This is a genomic window from Catenulispora sp. GAS73, from assembly GCF_041262085.1.
GTDB lineage: Bacteria > Actinomycetota > Actinomycetes > Streptomycetales > Catenulisporaceae > Catenulispora.
In genome coordinates, this window is sequence record NZ_JBGCCM010000016.1 from 26,282 (window position 1) to 46,395 (window position 20,114).

At 70.2% G+C, this 20,114-nt stretch carries 13 protein-coding genes; 10 read left to right on the plus strand and 3 right to left on the minus strand.

Annotated elements, in window-relative coordinates:
- Window positions 1-12: 12 nt before the first annotated feature.
- Together ABH935_RS23910 and ABH935_RS23915 are read right to left on the minus strand one after the other, a co-directional pair.
- Window positions 13-639 (minus strand): class I SAM-dependent methyltransferase, encoded by a 627-nt coding sequence (locus ABH935_RS23910; protein ID WP_370380155.1) that lies wholly within the window; start codon window positions 637-639, stop codon window positions 13-15.
- Window positions 636-2,285, minus strand: a complete 1,650-nt coding sequence (locus tag ABH935_RS23915; protein WP_370380318.1) for a PucR family transcriptional regulator — start codon at window positions 2,283-2,285, stop codon at window positions 636-638. The genes ABH935_RS23910 and ABH935_RS23915 overlap by 4 nt, the downstream gene beginning before the upstream one ends.
- A gap of 441 nt (window positions 2,286-2,726) precedes the next feature.
- Between ABH935_RS23915 and ABH935_RS23920 the strand changes: the two genes are divergently transcribed.
- From ABH935_RS23920 to ABH935_RS23945, 6 genes are all read left to right on the plus strand, one after another.
- Window positions 2,727-4,202 carry a gamma-aminobutyraldehyde dehydrogenase gene (locus ABH935_RS23920; RefSeq protein WP_370380156.1) on the plus strand — a complete coding sequence of 492 codons (1,476 nt, stop codon included), beginning with the start codon at window positions 2,727-2,729 and terminating at the stop codon, window positions 4,200-4,202.
- A gap of 110 nt (window positions 4,203-4,312) precedes the next feature.
- Window positions 4,313-5,611, plus strand: coding sequence for a spermidine/putrescine ABC transporter substrate-binding protein (locus ABH935_RS23925; protein ID WP_370380157.1), 1,299 nt, complete (start codon window positions 4,313-4,315; stop codon window positions 5,609-5,611).
- 65 nt (window positions 5,612-5,676) lie between these two features.
- On the plus strand, window positions 5,677-6,840 hold the full coding sequence (locus tag ABH935_RS23930) for an ABC transporter ATP-binding protein (protein ID WP_370380158.1): 1,164 nt from the start codon (window positions 5,677-5,679) through the stop codon (window positions 6,838-6,840).
- Window positions 6,837-7,796 carry an ABC transporter permease gene (locus tag ABH935_RS23935; RefSeq protein ID WP_370380159.1) on the plus strand — a complete coding sequence of 320 codons (960 nt, stop codon included), beginning with the start codon at window positions 6,837-6,839 and terminating at the stop codon, window positions 7,794-7,796. The genes ABH935_RS23930 and ABH935_RS23935 overlap by 4 nt, the downstream gene beginning before the upstream one ends.
- Complete coding sequence (locus ABH935_RS23940; RefSeq protein ID WP_370348166.1) at window positions 7,796-8,602, plus strand: ABC transporter permease; 807 nt, start codon at window positions 7,796-7,798, stop codon at window positions 8,600-8,602. The genes ABH935_RS23935 and ABH935_RS23940 overlap by 1 nt, the downstream gene beginning before the upstream one ends.
- Before the next feature lie 91 nt (window positions 8,603-8,693).
- The gene (locus ABH935_RS23945; protein WP_370380160.1) at window positions 8,694-10,073 is read left to right on the plus strand and encodes an NAD(P)/FAD-dependent oxidoreductase; all 1,380 of its coding nucleotides are present in this window, start codon (window positions 8,694-8,696) and stop codon (window positions 10,071-10,073) included.
- Between the two features lie 58 nt (window positions 10,074-10,131).
- On the opposite strand, the gene ABH935_RS23950 is transcribed toward ABH935_RS23945, so the two are convergent.
- Window positions 10,132-10,542 carry an SgcJ/EcaC family oxidoreductase gene (locus ABH935_RS23950; protein WP_370380161.1) on the minus strand — a complete coding sequence of 137 codons (411 nt, stop codon included), beginning with the start codon at window positions 10,540-10,542 and terminating at the stop codon, window positions 10,132-10,134.
- Between the two features lie 208 nt (window positions 10,543-10,750).
- Between ABH935_RS23950 and ABH935_RS23955 the strand changes: the two genes are divergently transcribed.
- From ABH935_RS23955 to ABH935_RS23970, 4 genes are all read left to right on the plus strand, one after another.
- Window positions 10,751-12,265: a CoA-acylating methylmalonate-semialdehyde dehydrogenase gene (locus tag ABH935_RS23955; protein ID WP_370380162.1), complete on the plus strand. Its 1,515-nt coding sequence runs from the start codon at window positions 10,751-10,753 to the stop codon at window positions 12,263-12,265.
- A gap of 518 nt (window positions 12,266-12,783) precedes the next feature.
- Complete coding sequence (locus tag ABH935_RS23960; protein WP_370380163.1) at window positions 12,784-13,128, plus strand: hypothetical protein; 345 nt, start codon at window positions 12,784-12,786, stop codon at window positions 13,126-13,128.
- A gap of 227 nt (window positions 13,129-13,355) precedes the next feature.
- Complete coding sequence (locus ABH935_RS23965; protein ID WP_370380164.1) at window positions 13,356-16,607, plus strand: PDZ domain-containing protein; 3,252 nt, start codon at window positions 13,356-13,358, stop codon at window positions 16,605-16,607.
- Window positions 16,607-19,939 carry a PDZ domain-containing protein gene (locus ABH935_RS23970; RefSeq protein ID WP_370380165.1) on the plus strand — a complete coding sequence of 1,111 codons (3,333 nt, stop codon included), beginning with the start codon at window positions 16,607-16,609 and terminating at the stop codon, window positions 19,937-19,939. Before ABH935_RS23965 ends, ABH935_RS23970 begins: the two co-directional genes overlap by 1 nt.
- Window positions 19,940-20,114: the final 175 nt, after the last annotated feature.

A 20,114-nucleotide genomic window follows, 5' to 3' on the forward strand; every position in this document is an offset into this window, starting at 1 on the left:
TCGCCCCCGGTTTCAGGCCTCCCGGCGGGCGACCAAGTTGACCATCGGGAAGGGTCGCGGTGTGTCCGGCGCCGCGCGCTCGATCAACCGGCCCACCTCCTCCAGGCCCGCGGCGTGCAGCAGGGCACTGAAATGGTCGGGCCACCAGCGGTAAGCGGTGTGGACCGTGTGGTCGTACGGGACTGTCAGCGGCGAGGCGTCGTCGGTGCCCGGGAAGCTGATGAGCGCGTGGCCGCCGGGAGCCAGGACCCTGCGGAACTCGGCGAGGATCGCGGGGACGTCCTCGGGCACCGTGTGGACGATCGAGTAGCGGGACACCAGGCCGCTCAGCGATCCGTCGGCGATGTCCACGGCGGCCATCGACCCGATCTCGAATCGCAGCTCCGGATGCCGGGCCTTGGCCTGCTCGATCATCCCGGAGGAGACATCGACGCCGAACGCGTCCAGCCCCAGCGAGCTCAGGTGCGCGGTGACGTACCCGGGCCCGCAGCCCAGGTCCGCGACCGGACCGCCGACCGCCTTCGCCAGCTCGGCGAACGAGGCGAGCAGGCCGCGCTCCAGCGGGTAGCTCGACAAACTGTCGCTGAACTTGTCGGCGTAGAGTTCGGCGACTTCGTCATAGGGCTGTTGGGCGCTCATGGCCTTATAGCCTCCAACGCCAGCAACGCCACATGCAACGCCAGACATGACTCCACCGAATCCAGATCGACCGACAGGATCCGCTCGATCCGGTGCAGCCGCTCGTAGAACGACGGCCGCGACAGGTGCGCCGCGTCGGCCGCCGCCGACTTGTTGCGGCCGGACTCCACGTACACGGACAGCATCTTGACCAGGTCCGTGCCGCGCTCGGCGTCGTAGGCCAGCAGCGGGCCGAGTTCGCGCTCCACGAAGGTCTGCAGGCGCGCGTCGTCGCGCAGCAGATGCAGCAGGCCGCGCAGTCGGACGTCGACCAGCCGGTGGTACGGCGCCTGGCCGGCCGGCTGCCGGACGGCCGCGTCCGCGACCTGTACCGCCTCCAGCAGCGAGCGCCGCGCGTCGCGCACCGCGCCGACCGAGGTGCCGACCGCGATGACGTAGCCGTCGGCGGAAGACGGTGACGTCGGGCGCTCGACCAGGCGCCGGACGCGCTCGGCGAAGCCGTCCAGGGCGGCGTCCTCGCGGTCCTGCGGACCCAGGGCCAGCAGCAGACCGACGCTGTGCTCGTCCAGCGTGCCGATCAGCGCCGACAGCCGGCGGTCCCGGATCGCGGCCGCGGCCTGGTCGGTCAGCTCGCGCAGCCGGGCCTGGGTCTCCAGCGCCGTGGGATGCGCGGCGGTGCGCAGCCGCAGCACCACGCCGACCAGCCGCCGGCCGTCGAGGGTCACGCCGAGCGCCCGGGCCCGGAGCGCCACCTCGGAGGCCGGCTGGCCGTGGGACAGGATCGCGGTCAGCAGCGTCCGGTGCGTCTGCCGCTCCAGCGAGTCGCGGTCCCGCTCGACCAGCCGGTTCAGGGCCAGGGTCGCGGCGGCGCGCTCCAGGAGCATGGACAGGCGCGGCACCGGGGCCGGGTCGTTGCAGATCAGGACCAGGCGGCCCCAGTCGTGGCCGCGCGCACCGACCACCGTGGTCAGCCAGCCGGAGCGCTCGTCGTAGATGGTGCGGCCGGTGGCGGTGCGCACCGAGCGGGAGCGGCCCTCCCAGCCGTCGAGCAGGACCGAGGGGTCGGCGCCGGCCTGGGAGTAGGTGAGGACCTGGTGCGCCAGGTTCTCCAGCACGACCGGGCAGCCGGACATCCGGCCGATCTGCTGGACCACCTCGTCCGGCGAGGCGCCCTCGACGGCGAGCTCGGTGAAGGTCTGGTGCACCTCGTCCGAGGCGCGCAGCTCGGCCAGCTGCGCGTCGATGATCAGGCCGTGCACGGCTTCGGTAATGGTGACGAAACGTGTGTCCAGCGCCAGCGTGATCACCGGCAGGTTGTGCTTCTCGGCGGCGGCCAGCAGCGCTTTGGGCAGGCTGCTGTCGGTGTAGCGGCGCCCCAGCTCCAGCACCAGGCCGGCGGCGCCGAGCTTGGCCAGGTCGGCGACGAAGTCGGCGAGCCGGTCGCGGTCCTCGGGCCAGGCGATGCCGGTGGACAGCACCAGCTCGCCGCCGCGCAGGATGGTGCCGACGTCCACCAGCTCGGTGACGTGCACCCAGCGCACCACGCGGTCCAGCCCGCCGGCGCCGGCCACCACCCGGGGCCCGCCCTGTTTGACCGGGCCGAGCTGCAGGACGTCGCCGACGGTCGGGTACTGGGTGGCGTACATCGAGGGGGTCGGCACGGTCCCGCCGTCGGCCAGGATCGGTGTGTCGGCGGTCGGCTCGGGGCGGTCTGCGCTGCTCACGGTGGCTCCTGGGGACGTGCGGGGCTCATGGCGCGGGTGGTGTCTTCGGGACGCCCGGGGTGCCGCGACGGTGCGCGGTGCTTAACCCATTGTTCTTTGCACTGTGTTCAGAACGATCGCACTGCCGAGGCACCCTGCCAGGTGCGTCCCGGGCCGCGCAAGGGATCGCGTCGAATCGGTCCCGTCCTGATGCGGCGCGGGATCGGTTTCTGCAGGCCAAGGGCAGGTCGCGATTTCGTTGCGAGAATCATTTTCTTCGACGGAATCCCTTGTTTCTCTGCCGGATGTCTGTAACGATCCTCACTCAAACGTGGGTGACCGCCTTGCCCACGGGAGGTTTGCAAGCCGTCAAGGGAGAACGTGGTGCACCAGTACATCGGCGGGGGACTGAGGACCGGATCGTCAGGAGTCGTGCATCAGGTCACGAATCCGGCGGACGGCTCCACCGTCGCCGAGGTCGTACTCGGTGACGAGCACGACGCCGGTCTGGCCGTGGAAGCGGCCGAACGGGCGTACCCCGAATGGAGCAGGGCCACGCCGGCCGAGCGCTCGGCCGCCCTGCACCGGCTCGCGCGGCTGCTCGACGAACGCGCTCAGGAGTTCGCCGAGACCGAGTCGCGCCAGACCGGCAAGCCGATCCGGCTGTCCATCGGCTTCGACGTCCCCGGCACCGTGGACAACACCGCGTTCTTCGCCGGCGCCGCGCGCCACCTGGAGGGCAAGGCCTCGGCCGAGTACTCCGCCGACCACACCAGCGCGATCCGGCGCGAGCCGATCGGCGTGGTGGCCTCGATCGCGCCGTGGAACTACCCGCTGCAGATGGCGGCCTGGAAGATCCTGCCGGCGATCGCCGCGGGCAACACCATCGTGCTCAAGCCGGCCGAGCTCACGCCGCTGACCGCGCTGCTGTTCGCGCAGGCCTGCACCGACGCCGGGATCCCGGACGGCGTGGTCAACGTGGTCGTCGGCAGCGGTCCGGTGGCCGGCGAGGCGCTGATGGCGCACCCCGGGGTGCGGATGGTGTCGTTCACCGGCTCCACCCCGGTCGGCAAGCGGGTCATGGAGATCGCCTCCCGCACGGTCAAGCGCGTGCACCTGGAGCTCGGCGGCAAGGCGCCGTTCGTCGTGTTCGATGACGCGGACCTGGAGGCCGCGATCCATGGCGCGGTCGCCGGCTCGTTGATCAACACCGGCCAGGACTGCACCGCGGCGACCCGCGCGTACGTGCACCGCAGCCGGTTCGACGAGTTCGTGGCCGGCGTCGCGGACCTGTACGCCAAGGTCAAGCTCGGCGACCCGTTCGACCCCGCGACCGACCTCGGCCCGCTCGTGTCCTACCGGCAGCGCGACAGCGTGGCCGGCTTCGTGGACCGCGCCCGCGGCTACGGCGCGAAGATCGTGGTCGGCGGCCAGGCCCCCGGCGGGCCCCTGGCGGCCGGCGCGTACTACCGGCCCACGCTGGTCACCGGGGTCGCGCAGGACTCGGAGATCGTGCGCGACGAGGTCTTCGGGCCGGTGCTCACGGCGCTGCCGTTCGACACCGACGACGAGGCCTTCGCGCTGGCCAACGACACCCCCTACGGCCTGGCCGCCTCGGCCTGGACCCGCGACCACCACCGTGCGCTGCGGGCCGTGCGCGAGCTCGCCGCGGGCTGCGTCTGGGTCAACGACCACATCCCGATCATCAGCGAGATGCCGCACGGGGGCTACAAGTCCTCCGGGTTCGGCAAGGACATGTCGTCCTACTCCTTCGAGGAGTACACGCAGGTCAAGCACACCATGCACGACCTCACCGGAGTGGCCCGCAAGCCCTGGCACCGGACCATCTTCGAGCTCTGACACCGCCGGTGCCGGCGCATCGCCACCACGCCGCCACCGCACTGCCACCACACTGCCACCGCACCAACCGCCCGCTGTTCAGCCCCACAGGTGATAGGACGGACCATCGCATGAACGACATATCCCGGTCCCGCGAGGAGTTCCTCGACTCCGCCGACCGTTTCCCTGAAGCCTTCAAGCGCCAGCTCGGCGGGGGCGCCTCGCGCCGGGGCTTCCTGGCCGCCGGCGTCGGCCTCGGCGCGGCCGGCCTGCTCGGCGCGTGCGCGACGAAGACGAAGAACAGCTCGGCCGGGTCCTCCGGTTCCGGCGCGGGTTCGAGCTCGTCGTCCTCGGCCGCCCCGTTGGAGGGCAAGGCGGGCACCGACAAGTCGGACACCGAGAAGATCGTCAACTTCTCCAACTGGGTGTCCTACATCGACGTCGACCCGAACGACAAGAACAAGCGGCCGACGCTGGACAACTTCAAGACCGAGACCGGGATCACGGTCAACTACACCGAGGACGTCAACTCCAACGACGACTTCTTCGCCAAGATCCACCAGCAGCTGGCCGCCGGCCAGGACACCGGCCGGGACCTGATGGTGCTCTCGGACTGGATGATCGGCAAGCTCCGGCAGATGGGCTACCTGGAGCCGCTGAACCTGGCGAACATCCCGAACTTCAAGGACCTGCTGCCCGAGGCCGCCAGCCCGGCCTACGACCCGAACCGCAAGCACACCGTGCCGTGGGCGCTGGGCTTCACCCTGATGGGCGTCAACCTCAAGTCCGCCGGCCTGACCGCGGCCCAGGCGCAGCAGCTGTCCATCAAGGACATGTTGACCGACCCCAAGTACAAGGGGAAGGTCGGCTACTTCTCCGAGATGGAGGACGGCGTCGGCTTCGGCCTGCTGGCCACCGGCGCCGACCCGTCGAAGTTCACCGACGACCAGTTCAGCGCCGCCGTCGCCTACGTCCAGAAGGCCCGGGACAATAACCAGATCCGGCAGTTCACCGGCAACGACTACATCAACGACCTGACTAACGGGAACTACGCCATGTGTATGGCGTACTCGGGCGACATCGCGCAGATCGGCGACCCGAACATCGTCTGGGTGGTGCCCCAGGAGGGCATGCTCTGGTTCGCCGACAACATGTGCGTCCCGGCCATGGCCTCCCACAAGACCAACGCCGAGAAGTTCATGAACTACATGCTGGAGCCGAAGGTCGGCGCCGCGCTGGACGACTTCATCAGCTACATCCCCTCGATGCAGGGCGCGGACACCGCGATGCAGGCGATCGACAAGAACGCGCTGCAGAACCAGCTGATCTTCCCGGACGCGGCCACCAAGGCCAAGGCGCACGAGTTCCAGAACCTGGACCTGAAGACCCTCGACAAGTACGTCTCGCAGTTCAAGGACGTCACCGGCTGATGCCGATCCCCTCCCTTCCCCTTTCCGATCCCCTCCCCGAAGGCAAGACAGGCAGGCAGCGGTAGATGAGTAAGAACACTGAGACCTCGGCCGGAGGCGGCGTGGCCGGTGACCTGAGGCTGGTGAACGTCACCAAGCGCTTCGGCGACTTCGCCGCCGTGAAGGATCTGACGCTGACGATTCCGCAGGGCTCGTTCTTCGCGCTGCTCGGCGCGTCCGGCTGCGGCAAGACCACGACGCTGCGCATGGTGTCCGGCCTGGAGGAGCCGACGAACGGCCGGGTCCTGATCGGGGACCGCGACATCACCCGGCTGCGCCCCTACAAGCGCCCGGTGAACACCGTCTTCCAGAACTACGCGCTGTTCCCGCACCTGACCATCCAGGACAACATCGCCTTCGGCCTCAAGCGGCGCGGCGTCAAGGACGTCAAGAAGCCCGTCCAGGACATGCTCGACCTGATCGAGCTCTCGCACATCGGCGCGCGCAAGCCCAACCAGCTCTCCGGCGGCCAGCAGCAGCGCGTCGCGCTCGGCCGGGCGCTGATCAACCGGCCGCAGGTGCTGCTGCTGGACGAGCCGCTGGGCGCGCTGGACCTGAAGCTGCGCCGGCAGATGCAGATCGAGCTCAAGCGGATCCAGACCGAGGTGGGCCTGACGTTCGTGCACGTCACGCACGACCAGGAGGAGGCCATGACCATGGCCGACACCATCGCGGTCATGAACCTGGGCCGGATCGAGCAGCTCGGGTCGCCGACCGACCTGTATGAGAACCCGAAGACGACGTTCGTCGCCAACTTCCTGGGGCAGTCGAACCTGTTGCCCGGCAAGGCATCGGGAACCGTCGGTGAGCACCTGCAGGTGACGCTGGAGGACGGCACCCGCGTGCTGATCCCCACCGCGCGCAACAACGCCTCCGGTGACGAGGTCATCGTCGGCGTCCGTCCGGAGAAGATGTCGATCCACGCCTCCGCCGACGAGGTGCCGGACGGCCGCAACGTGCTCACCGGCGGCGTGGTCACCGACACCAGCTTCGTCGGGGTGTCCACGCAGTACATCGTCAAGGCCTCCGGCTGCGACGAGCTCGGCGTGTTCGTGCAGAACGACGGCGCGCAGATCTTCCGCCCGGGTTCGGACGTCGTCGTGTCGTGGGACCCGTCGCAGGGCTTCGGCCTGGACGGCAAGCAGGACATCGACGCCGGCGCGGAGGCGGACCTGGAGGCCGCCTCGTGAGCGCGCCGCCCGCGGCCGCCGAGGTCGTCGACGAACTGGTCCCCGGGCCCACCGCGGCCGAGCAGCGCGCGGACAAGCGGGTGCTGCGACGGCGGGCGACTCTGCCCTACCTGCTGCTGGCCCCGGGCATCGCCTGGCTGGTGGTGTTCTTCATCGTGCCGATGTGGTCGATCGTCTCGACCTCGGTCGAGACCGGCGACATGGACACCGGGTTCGTGCTCAGCTGGCGCTGGGCCAACTTCGGCGACGTCTGGAGCCAGTGGCACCAGCAGGTCATCCGGTCGCTGGAGTACTCGGTGATGTGCACCGTGTTCTGCCTGATCCTGGCGCTGCCGCTGGCGTACTTCATCGCCTTCAAGGCCGGGCGCTGGAAGAACCTGCTGATGGCGCTGGTCGTGGCGCCGTTCTTCACCAGCTACCTGATCCGCACGCTGGCGTGGAAGACGATCCTGGCCGACGACGGCTGGGTCGTGCACACCATGAACACGCTGCACATCACGCCGCTGCTGAGCGGGATGGGCTGGACGTACTCGGACAACAGCGTGCTGCAGACGCCGTTCTCGGTGGTCTGCGGCATGGTCTACAACTTCCTGCCGTTCACGGTGCTGCCGATCTACACCGCGATGGAGAAGATCGACCCGCGGCTGCACGAGGCAGGCCAGGACCTGTACGCCTCGGCCTGGGCCACCTTCCGCAAGGTCACGTTCCCGCTGGCGCTGCCCGGCATCGTCGGCGGCACGCTGCTGACCTTCATCCCGGCCGTCGGCGACTACACCAACGCGGTGATGCTGGGCGGGCCGAAGACGAAGGTCATCGGCACGGTGATCGAGCAGCAGATGATCGGCACCGGCGGCAACATCCCGTACGGCGCGGCGCTGTCGGTGCTGCTGATGGTCGGCACGCTGGTCATCACCCTCGCCTACATCAAGCGAGCCGGGACGGAGGAGATCGTCTGATGGCTGTCATCAACTGGTTCCGCAAGCATGTGATCGCCATCGTCGCGTTCCTGATCTTCTTCTTCCTGCTGGTGCCGAACTTCGTCGTCGTGTGGATGTCGTTCAACAAGCCCTCGGGCAAGTACAACGTGAAGTGGGAGAAGTTCTCGCTCGACGCGTGGAAGAACCCGCTCGACGACGGGATCCTGCACGACCCGCTGATGCTCTCGCTGGAGATCGCGCTGCTGGCGACGCTGGTCGCCACGATCCTGGGCACGATGATCGCGTTCGCGATCGTGCGGCACAGCTTCAAGGGCCGCGGGTTCGTCAACAGCGTGCTGTTCCTGCCGATGGCGGCCCCCGAGATCGTCATGGGCACCACGCTGCTGGCCTTGTTCCTGAACACGTTCGGCGTGGACTTCCTCGGCTTCAAGTCGATCCTCATCGCGCACATCATGTTCTGCGTCAGCTACGTGGTGATCACGGTGAAGTCCCGGCTCAACGGCATGGACCCGATGCTGGAGAAGGCGGCGCAGGACCTGTACGCGACGCCCTGGCAGACCTTCTGGCGGGTGACCTTCCCGCTGGTGGCGCCCGGGATCGGGGCGGCGGCGCTGCTGTCGTTCGCGCTGAGCTTCGATGACTTCATCATCACGGAGATGACCGCGGGCAACTCGGTGACGTTCCCGTACTGGATCTGGAACGCCGTGCAGAAGGGCATCCCGCCGCAGGTCAACGTGATCGGTTCGCTGATGCTGATCGTCACGCTGGCGGGCATCGCGGTCGCCGAGGTGCCGAAGTGGCTGAAGACGTCGAAGGCTCGTTAAGGGTCGTTCGACCGCTCAAATCAGTACAATCCAACCTTAGGGGGCGTCGTACCGGCGCCCCCTTCGCTTTCTGAGAGGGTGCCGCTGCACCATGAAGTACGACCATCTGCTGGCCGACGCGTCCCCCACTCCCTACTGGCTCGACACGCACGACCGCCCCGGAGCCCTGGAGGCGTTGGCCGGACGGACGGTCGCCGATCTGGTCGTCGTCGGTGGCGGCTACTCGGGGCTGTGGACGGCGTTGCGCGCGAAAGAACGCGACCCCGACCGGGACGTGGTGCTGCTGGAGGCGAACCGGATCGGCTGGGCCGCCTCCGGGCGCAACGGTGGGTTCTGCTCCTCGTCGCTGACCCACGGCTATGACAACGGCGAGTCCCGCTGGCCCGACGAGATGGACACCTTGGAGCGGCTCGGGCACGAGAACCTCGACGCGATCGAGGCGACGCTGGAGCGGTACGGGATCGAGTGCGATTTCCGGCGCTCCGGGGAGCTGGCCGTCGCTACCGCTGAGTGGCAGGCGGAGGAGCTGGCTTCCGCGGAGACGTCGGAGGACGTCGTGTTCCTCGATCGCGCGGCGGTGCAGGCGCAGGTGGCTTCGCCGACGTACCACGCCGGGCTGTGGGACAAGACCGGCTGCGCGATGGTCGATCCGGCGCGGCTGGCGTTTGGACTGCGGGACGCGTGCCTGCGGCTCGGGGTGCGGATCCATGAGAAGTCGCCGGTTTCCGTGCTGGAGCGCGACGACTTGCTGATGCGGGTCGCGACCGACCGCGGCGAGGTGCGGGCGCCGAAGGTGGCGCTGGCGACGAACGCTTTCCCGAGTCTTTTGAGGCGGGTGCGGTCTTTCATCGTTCCTGTCTACGACTACGCGCTGATGACCGAACCGCTGTCCGAGGCGCAGATGGCGGCGATCGGCTGGGAGAACCGGCAGGGCATCGGCGACTCGGCGAACCACTTTCATTACTACCGGCTGTCCGCGGACAACCGGATCCTGTGGGGCGGCTACGACGCGGTCTACCACTTCGGATCGAAGATCTCTTCGCGGCTGGATCAGCGGCCGGAGACGTTCGACAAGCTTGCCGGGCACTTCTTCGAGACGTTCCCGCAGCTGGAGGGGCTGAAGTTCACGCACAAGTGGGGCGGCGTCATCGACACCTGCTCACGGTTCTGTGCGTTCTTCGGCATGGCACATGGCGGCGCGGTCGCGTACGCGGTCGGGTACACCGGGCTCGGGGTCGGGGCGACGCGGTTCGGGGCGGACGTGATGCTCGATCTGCTGTCGGGTGCGGAGACTGAGCGGACGTCGTTGAAGATGGTGCGGAGCAAGCCGGTGCCGTTCCCGCCGGAGCCGTTGAAGTGGTTCGGGATCACGGTGACCAGCAATGCTCTGGGGCGCGCCGACCAGAACGGCGGCCGGCGGAACCTGTGGCTGCGGACGCTGGACCGGTTCGGGATGGGGTTCGACTCCTGAGAGCGTGGCGCCCCGGCTGCCCAGGGAAGCCGGGGCGGCCGGGGCGCCACGCGGCGGTTCACTGCGCGGGCGCCAGCACCGGGCTGTTGTGGTAAGCGGCGATCAGCCACCGGCCGTCGCGCTTCTCGAAGACCCAGGTCGTGTTCACCTTGCCGGCGTCCGGGGCCTCGGTCTGGCCGCCGAACAGGATGGCGGACTCGCTGACCGCGATGGCCGCGTCCCGGCCGACGAAGCGGAGGCTCAGCTGCTTGTTGTAGGTGGAGGTGTCCTTGAGCGGGCCCTGGAAGGCCAGGGCCATGCCCTCGCGGATCTCCTCGCGGCTGCCGCGGAGCGAGCCGGTCATGATGGCGGTCGCGTCGGGCGTGTAGTCGGCGACCATGGCGGCGGCGTCGCCGGCGTCCCAGGCCTTGTATGAGGCGGTCAGGACCGCCTGGATCGCCGCCGTGTCCGCTTCACGATTGTCTGACATCGGGTTCTCCCTCGTGGTGAGTCGGTCGCAGGTACATACCGGCGGCGTCGCCCGAACTCATCGCGCGGGTTCGGACGGATTCGGATCAGTCAGGCTGTCAGCCTTTTCGCCGGATCCCCTGACAGCCTGAGCGTTGTCGGACCCGGCCGCCGGTCGCAGACTCATCAGCAGCGTCGGAATTCATCCCAAGCACCCCTTAAGGAACGCCATGACCAAGCACGTCACCCACTGGATCGACGGCCGCGCGTGGGACGGCGTCGCCGCGCGCCACGGCGACCTGCACGACCCGGCGACCGGGGCCGTCACCGGATCGGTGGACTTCGCCTCGGTGAAGGAGGTCGACGACGCGGTGTCCGCGGCCGCGGCGGCGTTCCCGGGGTGGCGGGCGGCGTCGGTGGCCAAGCGCACGACGGTGCTGTTCGCGTTCCGGGAGCTGCTGAACCAGCACCAGGACGAGCTCGCCGCGCTCATCGTCGCCGAGCACGGCAAGGTGCACTCCGACGCGCTCGGCGAGGTGGCGCGCGGGCTGGAGGTCGTGGAGTTCGCCTGCGGCATCGGGAACATCCTCAAGGGTGCGTTCACCGACTCCGCCTCGACCGGCGTCGAGGTGTACTCGCTGCACCAGCCGCTGGGGCCGGTGGCGATCATCTCGCCGTTCAACTTCCCGGCGATGGTGCCGATGTGGTTCTTCCCGATCGCGATCGCGGCCGGGAACACCGTGGTGCTCAAGCCGTCGGAGAAGGACCCGTCGGCGTCGGTGTTCCTGGCGGAGCTGTGGAAGCGCGCGGGGCTGCCGGACGGCGTGTTCAACGTGGCGCACGGCGACAAGGTGGCCGTGGACCGGCTGCTGGAGCACCCCGACATCCACGCGGTGTCCTTCGTCGGCTCCACGCCGATCGCCCGCTACGTCTACGAGAACGGCACCCGCTACGGCAAGCGCGTGCAGGCCCTCGGCGGCGCCAAGAACCACATGGTGGTGCTCCCGGACGCGGACCTGGACCTGGCCGCCGACGCCGCGGTGTCGGCCGGCTTCGGCGCCGCCGGCGAGCGCTGCATGGCGGTGTCGGTCCTGGTCGCGGTGGACCCGATCGGCGACGAGCTGGTCGCCAAGATCACCGAGCGCATGGCGAAGCTGAAGGTCGGCCCCGGCTGCCTCCCGGACAGCGAGATGGGCCCCCTGGTCACCGGCGCGCACCGCGACAAGGTCACCTCCTACCTCGACGCGGGCGTCAACGCCGGCGCCGACCTGGTCGTGGACGGCCGCGAGCACACCATCGGCGGCGCCGAGGCCGGCATCGACACCGGCAACGGCTTCTGGCTCGGCCCCACCCTGTTCGACAAGGTCACCTCGTCGATGAGCATCTACACCGACGAGATCTTCGGCCCGGTCCTGTCCGTGGTCCGAGCCCCGTCCTACGACGAGGCCCTGGCCCTCGTGAACAGCAACCCCTACGGCAACGGCGTGGCGGTCTTCACCAACGACGGCGGCGCCGCGGCCCGCTTCCGCGACCAGGTCGAGGTCGGCATGGTCGGCGTGAACGTCCCGATCCCGGTCCCGGTGGCCTACCACTCCTTCGGCGGCTGGAAGGCCTCCCTGTTCGGCGACACCCACGCCTACGGCCCGCACGGCGTGCACTTCTTCACGCGCACGAAGGCCGTCACCCAGCGCTGGCTGGACCCGAGCCACGGCGGCGTGAACCTCGGGTTCCCGACGAACGCGTGAGGTGGCGGCGTCGGCCTTCGCGCGGGTGGTGTGCGCGGGGGCCGACGCTTTGTGGGGTGGTTCAGCCGGTCGCTGCCTCGGGGCCCATGCCAGCGCGTTGCGCGAGGCGCGTCTGACTCCGGTCGAATGCTTCGCGGCGTGCCAAGACTGCTTCTCCGAGATCGAAGCGAAGCCGGGCCTCGGCATCGGCGGCTTGGAACTCCGGGTCCGTGGCGTTCTCTTGGTGAAGATCGGAGAGCGTTCTACGACTCGTCACGCGATTCCTCCTCGTCGGCCGTGCCTTCGCCGGGATCTCGAACTCCAATTCCCGGCGTACATCTGAACCCGCGGGAAAGTATCAGCTTCCAGACAATCCGTGTGCCGAAACCCGGGACAATCCAGCCCCCGCACGTCCTTCGTGTCGGAGAGCGACCGGTTTCGGTGGTTTCAGTGTGATGATCCGCATATAGCGGCCTCTGCGGTGTGAGACTCACAGTGCGGGCCCTGATGGGGGGCTTCACAACAACACGGAGGACTGCATGTCTTTTGTGACCAAGACCCTGGCGACGACCGCGACGGTCGCCGCCCTCATCCTCGCCGGCGCCTCGGCCGCCAGCGCCGACGTCAACTCCAGCGGTACCAACATCGGCACCACCTCGGGCTCCACTTCCGGCAACAGCGGGGTGGGGACCGGGAACGTCGTGCAGGGCACCGGTGGCAACGTGACGCAGGGCGCTGGGAACGTCGTGGGCAACCACGACGTGGTCGGGAACGGCGACGGTGTGGTGGTCAGCGTCGTCGGCTGGCAGGGGGGCTGGGACGGCGGCTGGAACGACGGCTGGCACGGCTTCTGGCACCACAACTGCCACTACGGCCTGGACTAGTGGCTGCCTCGCCTGAAGAATTCTGAGCGAGGACTCTGCTGACAGCAGCGGCTCCGGCGACCCGCCGGGGCCGCTGTTGTCATGTTCGAAGCGCAAAGCGCACTGGCGGCGGGCGTCGGGACTGTTGTGCGCCCGGCCGTCAAGGTGCGTGAACTCAAAACTCCCCCCGCCGGTACATCGTCCCTTATCAGTGGCAGAGTCGGAACTCTTTGCCCTACGTTCGACAGGTGACGCAGACGACGACGTACCTCCGTTACCCGCATCTGTCCGGATCGACTCTGACCTTCGTCGCCGATGACGACGTGTGGGTCACCGACTTGCCAGGCTTCGCCGCTTCGGCCCGCGCTTCGCGGGTCACCTCAGACCGCGTCCCGGTCAAAAGGCCGTTGCTGTCGCCGGACGGTTCGCGCCTGGCGTGGACGTCCGCGCGGGAGGGCGTCGTCGAGGTGTTCGCCCAGCCGGTCGAGGGCCCGGCGGGTCATCGGCTGACGTACTGGGGCCATCCACGCACCGAGGCCATCGGCTGGGCGTCGCAGGACGAGGTGATCGTGCGCGGCTGGGGCGGCCACGGCCACCGCTTCTACAACTTCGCGCACACCGTGCCCTTCGAAGGCGGCCACCCGGCCCGGCTCCCCTTCGGCAACCTCAAGGCCCTGGCCTTCGCTGAGCCCGGCGCGGAAGGCAGCCCGGCGGTCCTGAGCCGCTTCTACGCCGGCAACTCCTACCTGTGGAAGGGCTACCGCGGCGGCGCCACCGGCCAGCTGTGGATCGACCGCGAGGGTACCGGCGAGTTCGAGCGGTTCCTGGCCGACGTCGAGGGGAACCTCGGCGACCCGATGTGGTTCGACGGCCGCGTGGTCTTCCACTCCGACCACGAGGACGACGTCGCAGAGCTCTACTCCGCCCTGCCCGACGGCACCGACCTGCGCCGCCACACCACCGGCGAGGGCGGCTACTACCTGCGCCACGCCGCCACCGACGGAGTCCGCATCGTCTTCCAGCGGGCCGGCCGGCTCTGGGTGATGGAAGACCTCGAAGACGACCCGCGCCCGCTGGACATCCGCCTCCCCGGCGCGCGCCGCGCCGGCACCCCGCGCCCGATCGACGCCGCGGAGCACCTCGGCGCCGTCAGCCCGGACCACACCGGCCGCGCCAGCGCCGTCGAGGTCCGCGGCACGGTGCACTGGCTGACCCACAAGGACGGCCCGGCGCGCGGCCTCAGCGTCGAGGAGGGCACGCGCAGCCGGCTGCCCGTCGTGCTCGGCCGGACCGGGCAGGCCGCGTGGGTCATCGACGCCGGCGGCGAGTACTCGATCGACATCGCGGCCGCTGACGGCTCGCAGCGCCGCCGGATCCTGACCGGCGAGTTCGGGTACGTCAACGAACTCGCCGCCTCCCCGGACGGCAAGTACCTGGCCGCCGCCACCCGCGACAACAAGCTGCTCCTCGTCGACGTCGAGGCCGGCACGCTGCGCGTGGTCGTCGAAGGCGAGGGCACCTTCCGGGCCATGCCGCGCTGGGGCATGAACTTCGTCTCCGAGCCGACGTTCTCGCCGGACTCGAAGTGGCTCGCGTGGAGTCAGCGCTCGAACGTGCCGGACGCCTGGCAGATCCGGGTCGCCGACGTCGCGAGCCTGGAGACGGTCGACGTCACCGAGCCGCGGTTCCGGGACTGGAACCCGGTGTTCACCGCGGACGGCAAGCACCTGGCATTCCTGTCGGCGCGCACGTTCGACTCCTACGAGGAGGACATGTACTTCGACTACTCGTTCCTCCCCTCGACGCGGCCCTACCTGGTCCCGCTGGCCGAGACCGAGCCCTCGCCGTTCGATCCGGAGCTCGGCGGGCGTCCGGTGGACGACGGCGACGACGGTGGCGAGAGCGCGGACGGGGCGAAGAAGGACTCTGAGATCCCAACCACGGTGATCGACGCCTTCGGCATCACCACCCGCGCCGTCCCGTTCCCGGTCGCCTCCGGCACCTACGCCGACCTCGCGGCGGTGAAGGGCGGCGTCGCCTGGCTGGCCAAGCCGGTCACCGGCGCCCTGGGCACCCAGCTGGCCGGCTCCGGCAAGGACGAGTCCCGGCCCGCGCTGATGCGCTTCGACTTCGGCAAGCGCGAGGAGCAGACGCTGGTCGAGGAGCTCGACGGCTACGCGGTCTCCGGCGACGGCGCGCGCCTGGTCGTCTCCGACCACGGCGCGTTTTCGGTGCGTCCGGCGGACAAGGCCGACGACGCGAAGCCGGAAACCGTGGACCTGGCTCGGATCCGGCTGCAGGTCGTCCCCGAGGCCGAGCGCGTCCAGGCCTTCACCGAGGCCTGGCGCCTGCAGGCCGAGAACTACATCAAGCCGGCCATGGACGGCATCGATTGGGAGGCGGCCCGCACCCGCTACCTGCCGCTGGTCCCGGCCGCCTCGACGGACGACGACTTCGTGGACCTGCTGTGGGAGCTGCAGGGCGAGCTGCGCACCTCGCACGCCTACGTCGACGCCCCGAAGACGTCCCGCGACGAGGCCCGGCAGCAGGGCCTGCTCGGTGCCGACCTCGCCCCGGACGAGGACGGCCGCTGGCGGATCGTCAGGGTCCTGCCGGGCGACAACTCGGTGCCGGCGGCCCGCTCGCCGCTGGCCGCGCCGGGGGTGGCGGCCCGGGTCGGTGACGCGATCACCGCCGTGGACGGCGTCGCGGTCCCGGAACGCTCCGGTCCGGCCGCGCTGCTGGCGGGCAAGGCCGGCCAGCCGACCGAGCTGACGCTGGAGAACGCGGCCGGAACCAAGCGCGCGGTGGTCGTGGTGCCGATCGCCGACGAGGTGGCGCTGCGTTACCGCGACTGGGTCGCCGACCGGCGCGCGTACGTGCTGGAGAAGTCCGGCGGCCGCCTGGGCTACGTGCACCTGCCCGACCAGGCCGAGCCGGGCTGGGCCGAGTTCCACCGCGACCTGCCGGCCCAGATCGTCAAGGACGGCCTGGTCGTCGACACCCGGGGCAACCGCGGCGGCATCACCTCCTCGCTGGTGGTGGAGCGGCTGCTGCGCAAGCCGCTCGCCTGGCAGTTCGCCCGCGGCGAGCTGCCCGACACCTATCCGCCGTACGCGCCGATCGGGCCGCTGGTCTCGGTCTGCGACGAGGAGGCCGGCAGCGACGGCGACATCATCAACCAGGCGCTCAAGGACAACGGCGTGACCGTGGTCGGGGCCCGCACCTGGGGCGGCGTCATCGGCATGGACGACTGCTACTACCTGGTGGACGGCACGTTCGTGACGCAGCCGCGCTACGCGCTGGTCTTCAACTCGGTCGGGCTCTACGGGCTGGAGAACCACGGCTGCGAGCCGACCGTCCCGGTCGCGTTCCGGCCGCAGGACTTCGTCGCCGGGGCCGACCCGCAGCTGGACAAGGCGATCGAGATCGCCCTGGACGCGCTGGCGAAGGAGCCGCCGGTGGCTGCGCCGTCGGTGCCGGGAGTGTACGAGCACTGATGTCGCAGACCTCGTATCTGCGGTTCCCGCACCTTTCGGGGGACCTGCTGACGTTCGTCGCGGAGGACGACGTCTGGCTCGCCGAGCTGCCCGCCGGTGCGGGCGGCTCGGTGCGGGCCGCGCGGTTCACGTCGGACTGGCAGCCGGCGCGCAGCCCCCGGCTGTCCCCGGACGGCGCGCGGGTGGCGTGGACGCGGCAGCGCGACGGGGCGCCGGAGGCGTACGTGGCCTCGGTCGACGGCGGCGCGGCGACGCGGCTGACGTACTGGGCCGACGACCGGACCGACGTGCTCGGCTGGTCGTCGGCCGACGAGGTGGTGGTGGCCGGGGGCCGGCTGCCGCTGCGCGGGGACGTGCGGGCGCACGCCGTCCCCTTCGGCGGCGGCGTCCCAACGCCGCTGCCCTACGGGACGTTGCAGGGGCTCGCGCTGCACGGTCCCGGCGGTGCGGTCATGACGCGGCGCGGGATCGCGCACGACGCGTCGTGGTGGAAGCGCTATCGGGGCGGTCGCGCGGGCAAGCTGTGGGTCGACGCGGACGGCTCCGGCGACTTCCGACGGATCCTGCGCGAGCACGAGGGCAACATCGACGCGCCGATGTGGGTGGGGGATCGGGCCGCGTTCCTGTCGGACGCCGGGGGAGTCTCAGAGCTCTACTCGTGCCGGCCGGACGGGTCCGACCTCCGTCAGCACACCGACGAGCCGTCCGGGTTCTTCGCGCGGCACGCCGGAACCGACGGCGTGCGCGTGGTGTTCATGCGCGGCGGGCGGTTGTGGCTGCTGGAGGAGTTGGAGGGCGAGGCCCGGCCGTTGGAGGTGCGGCTGGCCGGAACTCGAATAGGCCGCACGGAGTACCCGGTCGCGGCGTCGAAGAACCTCGGCGGGTTCGCGGCGGACCGGACCGGACGCGCGGTAGCGGTCACGGTGCGCGGCACCATTCACTGGCTCGCGGCCAAGGACGGCCCCGCGCGGGCGCTCGCGGTGACGCCGGGGGTTCGGGCGCGGCTGCCGGTGGTGCTCGGGGAGACCGGGTTCGCCGCGTGGGTGACCGACTCCGGCGGGGAGTGGTCGATCGAGATCGGGCCGGTCGATGCCGACAACGAGGCCGTGGACCGCGAGGCGGTGGTCCGCAGGATCCTGACCGGAGAGGTGACGCGGGTCGCGGGCTTGTCGGCTTCGCCGGACGGCGCGCATCTCGCCGTCTCGACCGAGGACAACCGGCTGTTGGTGGTCGAGGTCGGGAGTGGCACGGCGCGCGTCGCGGCCGGCGGGCCGCACAACGCCTGGGGCACGCTCGCCGAGGATCCGGCGTTCTCGCCGGACTCGCGCTGGCTGGCCTGGGCCGAGGGCACGCAGGCCGACGGCCCGCGCAAGATCCGGCTCGCGGACGTGGCCACGCTGACCCCGGTCGACGTCACCGACGGCCGGTTCCTCGACTGGAGTCCGGCGTTCACGCTGGACGGCAAGCATCTGGCCTTCCTGTCCAACCGCACCTACGACCCCTACTACGCGGACGAGGTGTTCGACCTCTTCTTCGTGCCCGGGGCCCGGCCGTACCTGGTGCCGCTGGCCGCCGACGAGCCTTCGCCCTTCGCGCCTACGCTTCAGGGGCGGCCGATCGGGGAGGACGCGAAGTCGGGTGCTGGTGACGACGATGGCGACAGCTCCGACAGCTCCGACAGCTCCGACAGCTCCGACAGCTCTGGTAGTTCAGACAGCTCGGGTAGCTCGCACAGCTCCGGTAGCTCCGGCAGGACGCGCAGCCGGGTGGACGTCGAGGGCATCGCGGGCCGGGTCGTGCCCTTCCCGGTCCCGACCGGCGACTACTCGCGGCTGCGTGCGGCCAAGGGCGGCGTGCTGTGGCTGGAGAGCTTCAAGCACGGCGCGCTCGGCGACAGCATGTCGGATCCGTCTAACGAGGCGGACAAGCCCCGGCTGCGGCGCTACGACTTCGGCAAGCGGGACGTGCTGACGCTCACCGACGAGGCGCACTCGTTCGAGGTCAGCGGCGACGGCTGCCGGGTGCTCGTGCGCGACGGCGGGGTGCTGCGGTCGCAGCCCTCCGACGCGCGTCCGGACAACGGCGACCGGGAGCCGCTGGACCTGGAGCGGATCCGGGTGACCGTGGATCCGGTGGCCGAGCGGCGGCAGAGCCTGCGGGAGGCGTGGCTGTTGCAGCGCGACTTCTTCTGGCGGGACGACCTCGGCGGCGTGGACTGGCCGGGGGTGTGGGAGCGGTACGCGCCGCTGGCCGAGGCTCTGGGTTCGCACGACGACATGGTGGACCTGCTCTGGGAGGTCCAGGGGGAGCTCGGGACGTCCCACGCCTATGTCCGCGAGACCGGTTACGCCGCCGATCCCGCGCGCTGCCAGGGACGGCTCGGCGCGGATCTGGAGCGCGATTCGGAGGGACGCTGGCGGATCACACGGATCCTGCCCGGCGATGCCTCGGTGCCGCAGGCGCGGTCGCCGTTCGAGGCTCCGGGGATCGGTGCGCGGGTCGGCGATGTGGTGGCCGCGGTCGATAGCCGGCCGGTGGATTCCGGCGTCGGGCCGGGGCCGCTGCTGGCGGGGAAGGCCGGGAAGCCGACCGAGGTGCTGTTGGTGCGGGATGCGGGTGCTGAGGGGGGCGCCGCTCCGCGCGGGCGTCGCGTCGTCATCGTGCCGCTCGACGATGAACGTCTCCTGCGTTATCAGGCGTGGGTCGCCGAGCGGCGGGCCTATGTGCGGGAGCGCTCCGGCGGGCGCCTGGGCTACGTCCACCTCCCCGACCAGGGGTCGCGTGGTTGGGCGGAGTTCCACCGCGACCTGGCCACGCAGACCGCGTGTGAGGGCCTGATCGTCGACACCCGCGACAACCGCGGCGGCAACACCTCGCCGTTGGTGGCCGAACAGCTGTTGCGGCGGGTCACCGGATGGAAGCTGGTGCGCGGGAAGGTGCCCCGCACGTATCCGCCGGCGGCGGTGCGCGGGCCGCTGGTGTCGGTGTGCGACGAGTACTCCGCTTCCGACGGAGACATCATCAATCAGTACCTGAAGGACCGGGGCGTCCCCATTGTGGGGATGCGGACGTGGGGCGGCGTGGTCGGCATCGACGCGCGTTTCCGGTTGTTGGACGGCACCGCGGTGATGCAGCCCAAGTACATGAACTGGTTCGAGTCCGTCGGGTACGGCCTGGAGAACCACGGCTGCGACCCGACTGTCGAGGTCGAATTCACCCCGGCCGACGCCAACGCCGGCCGGGATCCGCAGCTCGACGCGGCCGTCGACCTGGCGTTGGACGAACTCGCGGAGCATCCGGCGGCCCGGCCACCGGAGCGTCCCTGGATGTGATCGGCGCAGTGGCGGCCGCCTGGCGGCCGCCACTGTGTTCGTGACAACGTTCGTGACAACCATGACTATCCCGTCCCGTATGTCGGATGCCCGCGCTATGGTGGGCCGGTGGTTCCGAGCGGTCTAGTCCACCGGAGGACCTCACTTCGCCCGCGGCACGACACTGCCGCGGGAC

Excerpts from the sequence above, each read along its gene's own strand:
- ABH935_RS23910 (WP_370380155.1), bottom strand. The coding sequence starts at position 639 with ATGAGCGCCCAACAGCCCTATGACGAAGTCGCCGAACTCTACGCCGAC.
- ABH935_RS23970 (WP_370380165.1), top strand. The coding sequence starts at position 16,607 with ATGTCGCAGACCTCGTATCTGCGGTTCCCGCACCTTTCGGGGGACCTG.
- ABH935_RS23960 (WP_370380163.1), top strand. The coding sequence starts at position 12,784 with ATGTCTTTTGTGACCAAGACCCTGGCGACGACCGCGACGGTCGCCGCC.
- ABH935_RS23945 (WP_370380160.1), top strand. The coding sequence starts at position 8,694 with ATGAAGTACGACCATCTGCTGGCCGACGCGTCCCCCACTCCCTACTGG.
- ABH935_RS23925 (WP_370380157.1), top strand. The coding sequence starts at position 4,313 with ATGAACGACATATCCCGGTCCCGCGAGGAGTTCCTCGACTCCGCCGAC.
- ABH935_RS23950 (WP_370380161.1), bottom strand. The coding sequence starts at position 10,542 with ATGTCAGACAATCGTGAAGCGGACACGGCGGCGATCCAGGCGGTCCTG.
- ABH935_RS23940 (WP_370348166.1), top strand. The coding sequence starts at position 7,796 with ATGGCTGTCATCAACTGGTTCCGCAAGCATGTGATCGCCATCGTCGCG.
- ABH935_RS23915 (WP_370380318.1), bottom strand. The coding sequence starts at position 2,285 with ATGTACGCCACCCAGTACCCGACCGTCGGCGACGTCCTGCAGCTCGGC.
- ABH935_RS23930 (WP_370380158.1), top strand. The coding sequence starts at position 5,677 with ATGAGTAAGAACACTGAGACCTCGGCCGGAGGCGGCGTGGCCGGTGAC.
- ABH935_RS23955 (WP_370380162.1), top strand. The coding sequence starts at position 10,751 with ATGACCAAGCACGTCACCCACTGGATCGACGGCCGCGCGTGGGACGGC.